Origin of the sequence: Streptomyces sp. XH2 (assembly GCF_049725035.1) — a bacterium.
Lineage (GTDB): Bacteria > Actinomycetota > Actinomycetes > Streptomycetales > Streptomycetaceae > Streptomyces > Streptomyces roseoverticillatus.
This window is the reverse complement of sequence record NZ_JBMMMZ010000003.1, coordinates 64,679-78,592: the sequence shown is the minus strand read 5'-3', so window position 1 is coordinate 78,592 and position 13,914 is coordinate 64,679. Positions and strand designations below refer to the sequence as shown.

Sequence of the window (13,914 nt, the reverse complement as noted above, 5' to 3'; positions counted from 1 at the left end):
TACCATTCGTGGACGCACAACCGACGACCACTGACGACGACGAGGGACGGGCGAGCGCGTGGCCGAGGCGGCAGAGATCCAGGAGACCACCTCCGCTTCTGCCTGCCGGTTGTCCCGGCTCCTCACGACACTGCTGACGGGCGCGGCGCTGCTGCTCGGACTGGTGCAGCTGCCGGCCGCGCAGCCGGCCCGCGCCGAGCCCGCCGGTTCCCGCCAGGTCGACGTCTCCATCAACACGCTCACCCCCGTCGCGCCGAAGCAGGACGACACGCTCACCGTCTCGGGCACCGTCACCAACAACGGCGGTTCGACCGTCTCCGACGCGCACGTCGGCCTGCGGGTGGGCGGCCAGCTCAACAGCCGGGTCGACGCCGACGAGATCGGCAACCGCGCCGCCTTCTCGCCCGGCACCGACGGCTCCGAGATCGGCAAGCACACCCAGAAGATCGACCGGCTCCCCCCGGGGGCCAGCCGCGAGTTCAGCATCTCGCTGCCGGCCAAGGACCTGGACCTGAGCAAGGACGCGGTCTACCAGCTGGGCGTCTCCCTGTCCGGGCACACCGCGGACCAGGGGTCCGAGCGGGTCCTGGGCATCGGCCGGACCCTGCTCCCCTGGCAGCCCTCCGCGATCGAGGGCAAGAAGACGCAGCTCACCTTCCTGTGGCCGCTGATCTCCGCGACCCACCTGACGGCCCGCACCGAGTCCGACCAGCAGCAGACGCCGATCTTCCCCAATGACGACCTGGCGGCGGAGCTGGCGCCGGGCGGGCGGCTGCAGCAGCTGGTCGCCCTGGGCAAGGGCCTGCACATCACCTGGGTGATCGACCCGGACCTGCTGGCCACGGTCGAGGCGATGACCAAGGCGTACCGGGTGGGCGGCCCGGAGGGGAAGAACACCCCGGGCCGCGGCCAGGCGGTGGCCAAGCAGTGGCTCAGCCAGCTGCAGACCGCCGTCGCCGGCGACCAGGTGGTGGCGCTGCCCTTCGGCGACCCCGACCTCGCGTCGCTGGCCCACCACGGCAAGGACGTCTCGGGCTCCCTGAGCCACCTGCAGTCGGCCACGGAGCTCGCCTCGACGACCGTGGACACGATCCTCGGCGTGAAGCCGCGCACGGACTTCGCGTGGCCCGTCGACGGCGCCGTCGACTCGTCGGTCATCGACGTCGCCACCTCGGCCGGTTCCCACAACGTCATCGCCCGCAGCGACAGCTTCCGCGACCACACGTCGTACACGCCCACCGCGGCCCGCCAGATCGGCAGCGGCAACACGGCCGTCGTGGCGGATGCCCGGATGTCCACCGGCTTCCAGGGCGACCTGGTCCGCGCGGGCGAGTACTCGCTCGCCGTGCAGCGGTTCGCCGCCCAGAGCCTGCTGGTGAACCGGCAGGCGCCGGACAACGAGCGCAGCATCGTCGTGGCGCCGCAGCGCATGCCGACCGCGAGCCAGGCCCAGGCGATGGCCGCGGCGATCGCCGGCCTCTCGGACGGCCGCTGGACGCAGCCGCGGGACCTGGGCGACGCGGCCGCCGCCAAGCCGGACCCGGACGCGAACCAGCAGGTGCCCGGCTCCGGCTCGTACCCCGACCGGCTGCGCGAGCAGGAGCTCTCCACCAAGGCCTTCCAGGAGATCCAGAAGACCCAGGCGACCCTGGACGGCTTCAAGGTCATCCTGACCTCGCAGGACCGCGTGGTGACCCCCTTCGGCAGCGCGATCATGCGGGAGATGTCGACCTCCTGGCGCGGCGACCCCAAGGGGGCCGCCGAATTCCGCGAATCCGTGCAGTCCTATCTGTACGGGCTCACCCGCCGGGTGGAGCTGATCAAGAAGTCCGACGTGACCCTGTCCGGGCGCAGCGCGACGATCCCGATGACGGTCCACAACGGCCTGCTGCAGGGGATCGAGGGGCTCCACCTGGTGCTGGAGTCCAGCCAGACGAACCGCCTGCAGATCGACCGGTCCCAGCCGGTGAAGATCAACGGCGGCCAGAACCAGTCGGTGAAGTTCGAGACGCGGGCGAACGCCAACGGCCCGGTGCGGGTGACGGCCCGGCTGTACACGGACGAGGGCCAGCCCTACGGCGACCCGGTCGTCTTCACTGTGCATGTCACGTCCATCACCCCTATGGTTCTCCTCGTCATCGCCGGAGGGGTGCTCCTGCTGGTCCTCGCAGGGCTTCGCATCTACATCAAGCGGAAGCGGTCCGCCGCCCGCACGGCCGACGGTGGCGGGCCCGGCACGGACGGCGACGGGCCGGCCAACGGTGGCCCGGAAGACGACCGGCCGGGGCAGCAGCCGGGTGACCCGGCCCCGGACACCGGATCGCATGACACGGAGCCGTCCGGCTCGGGTGAGAAAGTGGAACGTTGACGCGTAGTGGGGCCGGCCGGCCGCGGACGATGAGGTGGGGTTAGCGATGAACGCGCCGTACGACGGTGACCGCGGGCAGGGCGCGGGTGGTGAGCAGCGGGGTCAGTACCCGCCGCCCCCGCCCGCTCCCGGCACGCCCCGCCAGGGCCCGTACGCCCGGGACCCCTACCTGCGGGACGCCTACGCCTCCGAGCCCTTCCCCGGCCACGACCCGGCCGCCCAGGACCCGGTGAGCGACGCACTGTACGACCAGGCCGCGCCCCCGGCGCCGCCCGGCACGTACCGCAACGCCTACCCGCCGCAGCAAGGCCCCGGCACCGGCTCCCACCCGTGGCCCCCGGCCTCCGGGCGGCCCGACGCCACGCAGGGCTTCCCGGCCACCGGTGACGCCGACGCCACGCAGCCGTTCGCGGCCGTGGACGGCTTCGCCGACCGGCCGGAGGAGGGCGGCCCCCGGCGGGACGCGTTCGCCCATCTCTACCGCGACCAGCAGCAGCCCTACGAGCCGCCGCGGCCGCCGGGGCAGCAGATCCCGGCGCCCGGGCAGTACGGCTCCCCCGTGCCGCCGCCGAAGGCACCGGCCGCCGAGCCCGCTGCGGAGCCGGAGTCCGCGCCGGCCCCGCAGGCGAAGGGCGGCAAGGCCGCGAGTCTGCTGAAGTCGAGCGCGCTGATGGCGGCGGGCACGATGGTCTCCCGCATCCTGGGCTTCGGCCGCAACCTGGTGATGGCGGCGGCGATCGGCGTCAGCACGCTCAACGACGGCTACCAGGTCGCGAACACCCTGCCGACGATGATCTACATCCTCGTCGCCGGTGGCGCGCTCAACGCCGTCTTCATCCCGCAGCTGGTCCGCGCGATGAAGAACGACGAGGACGGCGGAGAGGCGTACGCCAACCGACTGCTCACCCTCGTCATCGTGCTGCTGGCGGGAGTCACCACCGTCTGCGTGCTGGGCGCCCCGCTCTTCATCCGGATGATGTCGCCGACCATCGCCGACGACCCCACCCAGATGGACGTGGCGGTCGCCTTCGCCCGCTACTGCGTGCCGACCATGTTCTTCATGGGCGTGCACGTCGTCATGGGACAGATCCTCAACGCCCGCGGGAAGTTCGGCGCGATGATGTGGACCCCGGTCCTCAACAACATCATCATCATCGCCACCTTCGGCTCCTTCATCTGGGCCTTCGGCCCCGCCTCCGACACCCACATCACCGCGGCCACCATCACGCCCGAGGGCGTCCGCCTGCTCGGCATCGGCACGCTGCTCGGCCTCGTCGTCCAGTCCCTGGCGATGCTTCCCTATCTGCGCGAGGCGGGATTCCGCATCAGGCCGCGCTTCGACTGGCGGGGACAGGGCCTCGGCAAGGCCGCGGGCCTGGCGAAGTGGACGTTCTTCTTCGTTCTCGCCAACCAGGTCGGCCTGGTCGTCGTCACCCAGCTCGCCACCAAGGCGGGCGGGCTGGCGGCGAAGGCGGGCCACGACGGCACCGGCATCACCGCCTACAACTTCGCCCTGCAGCTCTGGCAGATGCCGCAGGCCATCATCACCGTCTCGGTGATGACCGCGGTACTCCCCCGGATCTCCCGCGCGGCCCACGACGGCGACGCCTCCGCCGTCCGCGACGACCTCTCCCACGGGCTGCGCACCTCGGCCGTCGCCATCGTGCCGTGCGCCTTCGCCTTCCTGGCCCTGGGCGTCCCCATGTCGACCCTGATGTTCGGCAGCGGCTCCGGAACCTCCGCCGCCACCAACATCGGCTTCATCCTGATGGCCTTCGCCCTCGGTCTGATCCCGTACTCCGCGCAGTACGTCATCCTGCGCGGCTTCTACGCCTACGAGGACACCCGCACCCCCTTCTACAACACGGTGATCGTCGCGGCCGTCAACGCCGCCGCATCCTTCGTGAGCTACCTCGTCCTCCCCGCCCGCTGGGCCGTCGCCGGCATGGCCTTCTCGTACGGTCTCGGCTACGCCGTCGGCGTCGGTGTGGCGTGGCGCAGGCTGCGTACCCGGCTCGGTGGCGACCTGGACGGCTCGCGGGTCATCCGGACCTACGCCCGCCTGGCCGGCGCGTGCGTGCCCGCAGCGCTCATCGGTGGGGCCGTGGCCTACGGGATCGGCGAGGTTCTCGGAAGGGGCGTGCTCGGTTCGCTCGCTTCCCTGATCGGTGGTGGTCTCATCCTGATCGCCGTCTTCTACGTCGCCGCGAAGCGGATGCGGATCGAGGAGCTGACGGCCATGGTCGGTATGGTCCGCGGGCGTCTCGGACGGTGACGGGAGCACAACCTTCGCCCGCCGCCGTGTGTCGTGCATAGCGCCGGACTGTGGGCACAATTGTCTTGGCCGTGGACAGCGTGCAACGGATGGGGAGGCAGGAACGACGGTGGCAGAACGGAGCACAGCTGCCGTCGACGTGGCAGGCAACAGCGGCGGTGAGCCGCTGACCGCCAAGGCGGGCAAGGCCACGGCCGACGGGGCGGAGGCCGCGATCAAGGCCGGCACCCAGAAGGACACCGGCCGCACGGACGGCAAGAAGACGGACGCCGGGAAGCCCGCGCGCGACGAGCGGACCCCGGAGCTGCACAGCGGTCACAAGCTCGCCAGAAGGTACCGCCTGGAGGAGTGCGTCACCCGTCTGGAGGGATTCAGCAGCTGGCGTGCCGTGGACGAGAAGCTCCGCCGCGCCGTGGGCGTCCACCTGCTGCCCGCCGACCACCCGCGCGCCCGCCCCGTCCTCGCCGCCGCCCGCTCCGCCGCCCTCCTCGGCGATCCGCGCTTCGTCCAGGTCCTCGACGCCGTCGAGGAGAACGACCTGGTCTACGTCGTCCACGAGTGGCTGCCCGACGCCACCGAGCTCACCAACGTCCTCGCCTCCGGCCCCATGGAGCCGCACGACGCCTACCAGCTCGTGAGCCAGGTGTCCCAGGCCATGGCGGCCGCCCACCGCGAGGGCCTCGCGCACCTGCGCCTCCACCCGGGCTCCGTGCTCCGCACGGGCACCGGGCAGTACCGCATCCGCGGCCTCGCCGTCATGGCCGCCCTCCGGGGCATCACGTCCGACCGCCCCCAGCAGACCGACACCGAGGCCATCGGCGCGCTCCTCTACGCCGCGCTCACCCAGCGCTGGCCGTACGAGGACAGTGCCCACGGCCTGCCCGGCCTGCCCAAGGGGGTCGGCCTGATCGCCCCCGACCAGGTCCGCGCCGGCGTCCACCGCGGCCTGTCCGAGCTCGCCATGCGCGCGCTCGTCAACGACGGCTCCACCGCGTCACGGCAGGAGAAGCCGTGCACGACGCCGGAGGAGCTGTCCAAGGCCGTCGCCGCCATGCCGCGCATCCGGCCCCCGGAGCCGTCCTTCACCCCACCGCCGGGCGGCTACCCGCGCCCGCACGCCTACGGCCAGCAGCCGCCGCACGGTGGCGTCGCCACGGGCCCCATGCCGGTGCCCCCGCCGCCTCCGCTGCAGGGCCGCACGGGCCGGGCGCTCAAGTGGAGCGTCGCCGCCCTGCTGATCGCCGCCCTGGGCCTGGCCAGCTGGCAGCTCGCGGACACCCTCCTGAAGGACGGGCAGGAGGACCGCCCGCAGATCTCCGAGTCGACGGGCGACGGCGGCTCGAAGCCGACGGGCGAGCCGCTGAAGATCATCGATGCCCAGGAGTTCGCCCCGGACGGATCTCCGCAGGGCCCGGACCGGGTGAAGAACACCTACACCCAGAACGACAGCCCCAAGGAAGTCTGGCGCTCGCGCACCTACAACGAGGGCCCTTCCCTGAAGAGCTACAAGGGCGGCGTCGGCATCATCTACGACCTCGGCTCCAAGCAGAAGATCAGCGCCGCGGACATCAAGCTGCTCTACGGCGGCGACCACACCGAGGTCACGCTCTACGCCGCGAAGTCCCTTTCCGGCTCCGAGTCGCTGAAGTCGATGAAGAAGCTCAAGTCCAAGCAGACGTCGACCGATTCGATAAACCTCTCGCTGGAGAAGCTGCCGGAGACCCGTTACGTCCTCCTGTGGATCACCGCGGCGCCTTACTCTGGCGCTGACAGTGACACCTACGCCGGCGCCGGCTACAAGCAGGGCATCACCAACGTGAAGTTCACCGGCTGACGCGCAGGACGGACCTCAGGGGGAGGGCTCGACGGTGGACGACGTCATGCGTGACGGCCTGAGCGACGCCGATCTCCTCTCCCGGCACGTCGCCGGCGACCCCGACGCCTTCGGCGAGATCGTGCGCCGGCACCGTGACCGTCTCTGGGCCGTCGCCCTGCGGACCCTCGGCGACCGGGAAGAGGCCGCGGACGCCGTGCAGGACGCACTCGTCTCCGCCTACCGCGCCGCCCACACCTTCCGCGGCCAGTCCGCCGTCACCACGTGGCTGCACCGCATCACCGTCAACGCCTGCCTGGACCGCGCCCGCAAGGCCGCCTCCCGGCGCACGGCGCCCCTCGCCGAGACCGAACGGCTTGAGCAGCTCATCGAGCCCCACGAGTCGGCTGCCGCCCCCGCGGAGCGCGGGGACCTGCACCGGGAACTGCTGCAGGCACTGTCCACCCTGCCTCCCGACCAACGCGCGGCCCTCGTTCTGGTGGACATGCAGGGGTATCCCGTGGCCGAGGCGGCAGAGGTGCTCGATGTTCCCGTGGGCACGGTGAAGAGCCGTTGCGCACGGGGAAGGGCCCGGCTGCTGCCGATCCTCACCCATCTGCGTCCCGGTGGCGGGGGTAGCCCACCGTCCGACGGGGGAAGGAACCGGACGCAAGGGGCGTCCGTCCCACCACCGGCAGGACAGAGCGACGCAGATCCAGTGAAGGGCGGAGGTGGGCGAGCGTGACTTCGACGACCGGCACGGATGGGCACCCGGAGGTCGCGGAGATCTCCGCGCTCACCGAGGGCGTGCTCTCGCCGGCACGTACCGCGGATGTCCGGGAGCACCTGGCGGTCTGCGAACTCTGCGACGACGTCCGCAGCTCCCTGGACGAGATCCGCGGCGCGCTCGGCACGCTCCCCGGCCCACCGCGGATGCCGGCGGACATTGCCGGCCGCATCGATGCCGCCCTCGCCGCCGAAGCGCTGCTGGACTCGACCACGCCGCCGTCGGGCGTCCGCCTTCCTGTCTCTGTTTCACGTGAAACAGAGACGTGCGGAACAGAGGCGCGTGAAACCGAGCCCCCGGCTCGCAACGCTGTTTCACGTGAAACGCACGACGCCGTTTCACGTGAAACAGGGGCCGCCTCCCGGAAGACCGCAGCACGCGAAACCGGTCGGCCTCGCCCCACCACCGGCCCCGGCCGGCAGACGCCTGCGACCCGCGCGCCCGGAAACAAGCGCACCCGGCGGCGCTGGCCCGCGGTGCTGCTCGGGAGCGCCTGCGTCGCCGCCGCGCTCGGCGTGGGCGGGTTCTTCCTGCAGTCCGGTGGAACGGACAGCCCCACGCAGACGCCTGCCAAGAGCCGCGAGAGCCATGCGACGGCGCCCGCCCTCGCCTCCGGCGACCTCACGGCGCGGGTGCAGGAGCTTCTGAAGCCGTCGCCCTTCAGCGCCAACGAGTCCCGTGGGAAGACCGCCGAGAGCCCGGAGACCCCGCCCGGTACGACGCTCAGTGCCCCGAACGGTGCTGCCCCGCTCTGTGTGCGGCAGGGCACCGGACGCTCGGAGCAGGCCCTGGTCTCCGAGCCGGAGACCTATCAGGGTGAGGACGCCTACCTCATCGTCCTGCCGCACCCCGGTGACGGCACGCTCGTCGACGCCTATGTGGTCTCCGCCACCTGCGTCGACGCCGGCGGCACCACGCCGGGCAAGGTACTGCTGAACGAGACGCTGCCACGCTCCTGAGTCCTACCGGCCGCAGCAGGCACCCACGGGAATGCCCGCCCCGTAGGATCCGTTGGGTGGGGTGAAACCCCTCAAGGACCCGAGACAGCAGTCGGCAGACAAGGAAGACTCCCGTGAGCGACGTCCGCAACGTGATCATCATCGGCTCCGGGCCCGCGGGCTACACGGCCGCGCTCTACACCGCCCGCGCCTCGCTGAAGCCGCTGGTCTTCGAGGGCGCCGTGACCGCCGGTGGTGCCCTGATGAACACCACCGATGTCGAGAACTTCCCCGGCTTCCGTGACGGGATCATGGGCCCGGACCTGATGGACAACATGCGGGCGCAGGCCGAGCGCTTCGGCGCCGAGCTGATCCCGGACGACGTCGTCGCGGTCGACCTCAGCGACGAGATCAAGACCGTCACGGACTCCGCGGGCACCGTCCATCGCGCCAAGGCCGTGATCGTCACGACCGGCTCGCAGCACCGCAAGCTCGGTCTGCCCCGCGAGGACGAGCTGTCGGGCCGGGGTGTCTCCTGGTGCGCCACCTGCGACGGCTTCTTCTTCAAGGACCACGACATCGCCGTCATCGGCGGCGGCGACACCGCGATGGAGGAGGCCACCTTCCTCTCGCGCTTCGCCAAGTCCGTCACCGTCGTCCACCGCCGTGACACCCTGCGCGCCAGCAAGGCCATGCAGGAGCGTGCCTTCGCCGACCCGAAGATCTCCTTCGTGTGGGACAGCGAGGTCGCCGAGATCCACGGCGAGAACAAGCTCTCGGGCCTGACGCTGCGCAACCTCAAGACCGGCGAGACCTCCGAGCTGCCGGTGACCGGCCTGTTCATCGCCATCGGCCACGACCCGCGCACCGAGCTCTTCAAGGGCCAGCTGGAGCTGGACGACGAGGGCTACCTCAAGGTGGAGGCCCCCTCGACCCGCACCAACCTGACCGGTGTGTTCGCCGCCGGTGACGTCGTGGACCACACCTACCGCCAGGCGATCACCGCCGCCGGTACGGGCTGCTCCGCCGCGCTGGACGCCGAGCGCTTCCTCGCCTCCCTCTCGGACAGCGAGCACGTCCGCGAGCCCGAGAAGACCGCCTAACCTACCCCATCCCCGCCCTCCCCCCGCAAGAAATAAGGAGACCTCCGTGGCTCTCAAGGCTGTGACCGACAAGACCTTCGACGAGGACGTCCTCAAGAGCGACAAGCCCGTTCTGGTGGACTTCTGGGCCGAGTGGTGCGGCCCGTGCCGCCAGATCGCCCCCTCCCTGGAGGCGATCGCGGCCGAGTACGGCGACAAGCTCGAGATCGTCAAGCTCAACATCGACGAGAACCCCACCACTGCCGCCAAGTACGGCGTGATGTCGATCCCGACCCTCAACGTCTACAAGAACGGTGAGGTCGTCCAGACGATCGTCGGCGCCAAGCCGAAGGCCGCCCTGGAGCGCGAGCTGAGCGACCACATCCACGCGTAAGCATCACGCACCACGCCCGGGAGGCCGGGTGCTGTTTCACGTGAAACAGCACCCGGCCTCCGGCGTGCCTCGGCACCTACGACGCCGACAGCGGCCGCCGCCCCGGCTCCTTCTGCACCGCCCCCAGCAGCCGGTCCAGCGCCAGCTCGACGTCCTCCTTCCAGGAGAGCGCCGTCCTGAGCTCCAGCCTCAGCCGCGGATAGCGAGGGTGCGGCCGCACGGTCTTGAAGCCGACGGCCAGCAGGTGGTCGGCCGGCAGCACACAGGCCGGCTCCTTCCAGCGCGCGTCGGCGAAAGCCTCGATGGCCTTGAACCCCCGCCGCAGGACGTCCTTGGCGACGGTCTGCACCATGACCCGGCCGAGGCCCTGACCCTGGAAGCCAGGGGTCAGCCATGCCGTCATCAGCTGGACCGCATCCGCGGCGACAGGGCTGGTGGAGAAGGCAGCCGAACGGGGGACGTAGGCGGGCGGCGCGTAGAGCACAAAGCCCACCGGGACCTCGTCGACGTACACCACGCGACCGCAGGATCCCCATTCCAGGAGGACTCCGGAGATCCAGGCTTCCTTCTCCAGCTCGGGCCGGCCCGCCTTCAGCGCGGCCTCACCGCTTACAGGGTCGAGTTCCCAGAAGACGCAGGAGCGACAGCGCTGGGGGAGGTCCGGGAGATTGTCCAGCGTGAGCGGTACGAGCCGACGCCCCATGGAGCCAATTCCTCACTTCCGTCGCGTGCCACACTCCGGGCGGCGCTCAACGCGCTCCGCTCCCGGAGGAGGCTGCCGACGAATCCGCCGACTGCTCCCAGGCCGAAGCCTGTTGCCACCAGTCCGGTCCGGCCCACCCATCGCATGGCCCCGCCCCTCCGCGAACTGTGTCAACGTGGTTGCGCCATACCCCAACGCATCGTATCCGGGCAGGGGTTGAGCGCACAGTGCGACAAGGCAAAGGGCGGGTGGTGTTTCACGTGAAACACCACCCGCCCTTTGCCTTCGGACTCAGTCCTCGGTCGTTCCTCAGTCCTCGTCGTCGGCGGAGAGCCTCTGCTCCATGACCCGGCCCTCGCCCGGGGCGAGCGTGCCCAGGATGCGCTCCAGGTCCTCCATCGAGGCGAACTCGACGACGATCTTGCCCTTCTTCTGGCCCAGGTCCACCTTCACCCGGGTCTCGAAGCGGTCCGACAGCCGGGTGGCCAGGTCGGTGAGCGCCGGGGAGACCCGAGCACCCGCGCGGGGGCCCTTGGGCTTGGCCGAGCCCTTCGTCTCCCGCTTCAACAGGGTCACGATCTCTTCCACGGAACGCACCGACAGCCCCTCAGCCACGATGCGCGTGGCGATCCGGACCTGTTCCTCGGGGTCCTCGACCGAGAGCAGGGCACGAGCGTGTCCGGCCATGAGCACGCCGCCCGCGACCTTCTTCTGCACCTCGGGAGAGAGCTTGAGCAGCCGCAGCGTGTTGGACACCAGAGAACGTGACCGCCCGATGCGGTCCGCCAGCTCCTCATGGGTGCAGTTGAAGTCCTTGAGCAGCTGGTCGTACGCGGCGGCCTCCTCAAGAGGATTCAGCTGCGCGCGATGCAGGTTCTCCAGCAGGGCGTCGAGAAGGAGCTTCTCGTCCTCGGTCGCCCGGATGATGGCCGGGATGGCCTCCAGGCCGGCTTCCCTGGAAGCCCGCCACCGGCGCTCGCCCATGATGAGCTCGTAGCGCTCAGGGCCCACTCGCCGGACGACCACCGGCTGCAGCAGCCCCACCTCACGGATGGAGTGGACCAGCTCATCATGAGCATCCAGGCTGAAGTCCACCCTCGGCTGCCGCGGATTCGGCGTGATCGCATCCAGCGGCAGTTCAGCGAAGTACGCCCCGGCCACCCGGACCTCCTCCGCCTCCGTTTCACGTGAAACGGCAACGTCCTTCACCGGCAGCGCGGTGACCTTGGCCCCCGCCACCCCCCGCTCCGGCGCGAGAACCGGCACCGCGGCGGGGGACGTCGCGCCCGGCCCCACGGCCGTGCCGGCGCTCTCCGATGCCTTCGGCGCCGCTGGAATCAGGGCACCGAGCCCACGGCCCAGTCCTCTACGTCGATCGCTCACTGCAGCCCCTCCGACATGCTGTGCTGGTCTTGCTGTTGTTGACGGCCCACCAGGTGAGCCCTACTGCCGTCGTAACGTACGCCGACCCCCCGCAGCGCGATCTCCCGGGCTGCCTCCAGATAGGAGAGCGCTCCCGTGGAACCCGGGTCGTACGTCAGCACCGTCTGCCCGTAGCTGGGCGCCTCGGAGATGCGCACGGACCGGGGAATGCTGGTCCGCAGCACCTCGTGGCCGAAGTGGGTGCGGACCTCATCGGCCACCTGGGACGCCAGCCGGGTCCGCCCGTCGTACATCGTCAGCAGGATCGTCGAGACGTGGAGCTTGGGGTTGAGGTGCCCTCGCACCAGCTCGACATTGCGCAGCAGCTGGCCGAGGCCCTCCAGGGCGTAGTACTCGCACTGGATGGGGATCAGCACCTCGGCGCCCGCGACCAGGGCGTTGACCGTCAGCAGGCCGAGCGAGGGCGGGCAGTCGATGAGGATGTAGTCCAGCGGCTGCTCATAGGCCTTGATCGCGCGGTCGAGGCGGCTCTCACGGGCGACGAGGGAGACCAGCTCGATCTCGGCGCCCGCCAGGTCGATCGTGGCGGGCGCGCAGAAGAGACCCTCCACGTCGACGACCGGCTGCACCACGTCGGCGAGCTTCTTGCTGTCCACGAGGACGTCGTAGATCGACGGGACGTCGGCGTGGTGGTCGATGCCCAGTGCCGTGGAGGCATTGCCCTGGGGGTCGAGGTCGATGACCAGGACACGGTTGCCGTGCAGGGCCAGGGAGGCCGCCAGGTTCACGGTCGTGGTGGTCTTGCCCACGCCGCCCTTCTGGTTGGCGACCACCATGACCCGGGTCTGCTCCGGCCGGGGCATCGGCGGCGGTGTTTCACGTGAAACCGAGCCGACGAGCTCATTCACGGGCAGCACCCCGGGATCAGCCGACGGTTCGGGGTCGGCGGGGCGGGGACCGGGGACCGGGTCGGCCATCGGCCCCGCGATATTGGCGTCGGACCGCAAGGATTCACTCTCCTCGACATCAGGCTCGCAATGGACAGAGCCTGCCATGCTTTCGGGGTTGTGAACCAGCGAGGCCCGTTCTCCTGTGGATGAATCCAGCGTTCCTGTGGATACACCAGCGTCGCCGTCCACATGGGAGGCCGCATTGGTGACCACATCGGAGACCGTATCGGCGTGCTCGGCCGTCCGCTGGCCGCGCGGCACGGCCGCGCGGCCCCGGTCGATGATTCCCTGCAGCAAGGAGCGTCGTTTCACGTGAAACACGATGCAGCGCACGCTCTGCACCGCGGCGACGACACTCCGTTACGGATAGGTTTGGCAGGTTGTATGGAGCATTGCGCTGCTCCACCGGAGTGACCCCAGGACGAGTGATCTTCAGCGCCGGCGGCGCGAGCGCCCCGCAGCCTTGGCCCGCTTGGCGGCGAAGCGCACACCACCCGGGCTCTCCCCCACCTCGACCCGGACCAGCGTGGACGGCGGGTCCACGATGCCCTGGCCGACCTGCAGGATCGAGGTCCGGACCACGCCGAGCTTGCTGAGCGCCGCACGCGCGCCCTTCAGCTCCTCCTCCGCGGTGTCGCCCTTGAGGGCGAGCATCTCGCCGTACGGCCGCAGCAGGGGCACGCCCCAGCCCGCGAGCCGGTCCAGCGGAGCCACGGCCCGCGCGGTGACGACGTGCACCGGCTGCACCTTGCCGAGCATCTCCTCGGCGCGGCCACGGACGACGGTGACGTGGTCCAGGCCCAGGAGCTCGACGACCTCCTGCAGGAACGTCGTACGGCGCAGCAGGGGCTCCAGGAGGGTGATCTGGAGGTCGGGCCGGACCAGGGCCAGCGGAATGCCGGGCAGGCCGGCTCCGGAGCCCACGTCGCACACGGAGACGCCGTCCGGGACGGCCTCGGCGAGCACCGCGCAGTTCAGCAGGTGGCGTTCCCACAGCCGCGGAACCTCACGGGGACCGATGAGACCACGCCGCACGCCCGCGTCCGCGAGCACCTCGGCGTACCGAACGGCCTCCGGCAGGCGGTCACCGAATACCTCCCGTGCCTCCGGGGGCGCCGGGGGGAGCTCCGCTGCCTCATCCACGGGAAACCGTCCTTCCGTACGACGTCTCTCTGAGCATCACTGGGATTCAGAGTCTGAATATCAGGCTGACAAGGATCG

The 13,914-nt window shown here is 70.6% G+C and carries 11 protein-coding genes; 7 read left to right on the top strand and 4 right to left on the bottom strand.

Annotated features, from left to right (window positions below):
* The first annotated feature begins 58 nt into the window (after positions 1–58).
* From ACOTKD_RS07300 to trxA, 7 genes are all read left to right on the top strand, one after another.
* Positions 59–2,368, top strand: coding sequence for a DUF6049 family protein (locus tag ACOTKD_RS07300; RefSeq protein ID WP_424888052.1), 2,310 nt, complete (start codon positions 59–61; stop codon positions 2,366–2,368).
* A 46-nt stretch (positions 2,369–2,414) separates the two neighbouring features.
* The gene (murJ, locus tag ACOTKD_RS07295; protein ID WP_424888051.1) at positions 2,415–4,643 is read left to right on the top strand and encodes a murein biosynthesis integral membrane protein MurJ; all 2,229 of its coding nucleotides are present in this window, start codon (positions 2,415–2,417) and stop codon (positions 4,641–4,643) included.
* Between the two features lie 109 nt (positions 4,644–4,752).
* Entirely contained in the window at positions 4,753–6,477 is a 1,725-nt protein-coding gene (locus tag ACOTKD_RS07290) for a protein kinase family protein (RefSeq protein ID WP_424888050.1), read from the top strand.
* Positions 6,478–6,523: 46 nt separating this feature from the next.
* Positions 6,524–7,201, top strand: coding sequence for an RNA polymerase sigma factor SigM (gene sigM, locus ACOTKD_RS07285; protein WP_424888389.1), 678 nt, complete (start codon positions 6,524–6,526; stop codon positions 7,199–7,201).
* The gene (locus ACOTKD_RS07280) at positions 7,198–8,202 is read left to right on the top strand and encodes a hypothetical protein (RefSeq protein WP_424888049.1); all 1,005 of its coding nucleotides are present in this window, start codon (positions 7,198–7,200) and stop codon (positions 8,200–8,202) included. The genes sigM and ACOTKD_RS07280 overlap by 4 nt, the downstream gene beginning before the upstream one ends.
* Positions 8,203–8,315: 113 nt before the next feature.
* Positions 8,316–9,284 (top strand): thioredoxin-disulfide reductase, encoded by a 969-nt coding sequence (trxB, locus tag ACOTKD_RS07275; protein WP_424888048.1) that lies wholly within the window; start codon positions 8,316–8,318, stop codon positions 9,282–9,284.
* Positions 9,285–9,330: 46 nt separating this feature from the next.
* Positions 9,331–9,657 carry a thioredoxin gene (gene trxA / locus ACOTKD_RS07270; RefSeq protein ID WP_424888047.1) on the top strand — a complete coding sequence of 109 codons (327 nt, stop codon included), beginning with the start codon at positions 9,331–9,333 and terminating at the stop codon, positions 9,655–9,657.
* A gap of 76 nt (positions 9,658–9,733) precedes the next feature.
* Here trxA and ACOTKD_RS07265 read toward each other — a convergent pair whose 3' ends face one another.
* The 4 genes from ACOTKD_RS07265 to rsmG all read right to left on the bottom strand — a co-directional run bounded on the left by ACOTKD_RS07265 (position 9,734) and on the right by rsmG (position 13,836).
* Positions 9,734–10,360, bottom strand: a complete 627-nt coding sequence (locus ACOTKD_RS07265; protein ID WP_424888046.1) for a GNAT family N-acetyltransferase — start codon at positions 10,358–10,360, stop codon at positions 9,734–9,736.
* Between the two features lie 309 nt (positions 10,361–10,669).
* On the bottom strand, positions 10,670–11,743 hold the full coding sequence (locus ACOTKD_RS07260) for a ParB/RepB/Spo0J family partition protein (protein ID WP_424888045.1): 1,074 nt from the start codon (positions 11,741–11,743) through the stop codon (positions 10,670–10,672).
* On the bottom strand, positions 11,740–12,798 hold the full coding sequence (locus tag ACOTKD_RS07255) for a ParA family protein (RefSeq protein ID WP_424888044.1): 1,059 nt from the start codon (positions 12,796–12,798) through the stop codon (positions 11,740–11,742). Before ACOTKD_RS07255 ends, ACOTKD_RS07260 begins: the two co-directional genes overlap by 4 nt.
* 327 nt (positions 12,799–13,125) lie before the next feature.
* Positions 13,126–13,836, bottom strand: coding sequence for a 16S rRNA (guanine(527)-N(7))-methyltransferase RsmG (rsmG, locus tag ACOTKD_RS07250; RefSeq protein WP_030366840.1), 711 nt, complete (start codon positions 13,834–13,836; stop codon positions 13,126–13,128).
* Positions 13,837–13,914: the final 78 nt, after the last annotated feature.

Bases quoted from the DNA above. Each gene is read 5' to 3' on its own strand.
- ACOTKD_RS07265 (WP_424888046.1), bottom strand. From the start codon at position 10,360: ATGGGGCGTCGGCTCGTACCGCTCACGCTGGACAATCTCCCGGACCTC.
- murJ (WP_424888051.1), top strand. From the start codon at position 2,415: ATGAACGCGCCGTACGACGGTGACCGCGGGCAGGGCGCGGGTGGTGAG.
- ACOTKD_RS07255 (WP_424888044.1), bottom strand. From the start codon at position 12,798: ATGGCAGGCTCTGTCCATTGCGAGCCTGATGTCGAGGAGAGTGAATCC.
- sigM (WP_424888389.1), top strand. From the start codon at position 6,524: ATGCGTGACGGCCTGAGCGACGCCGATCTCCTCTCCCGGCACGTCGCC.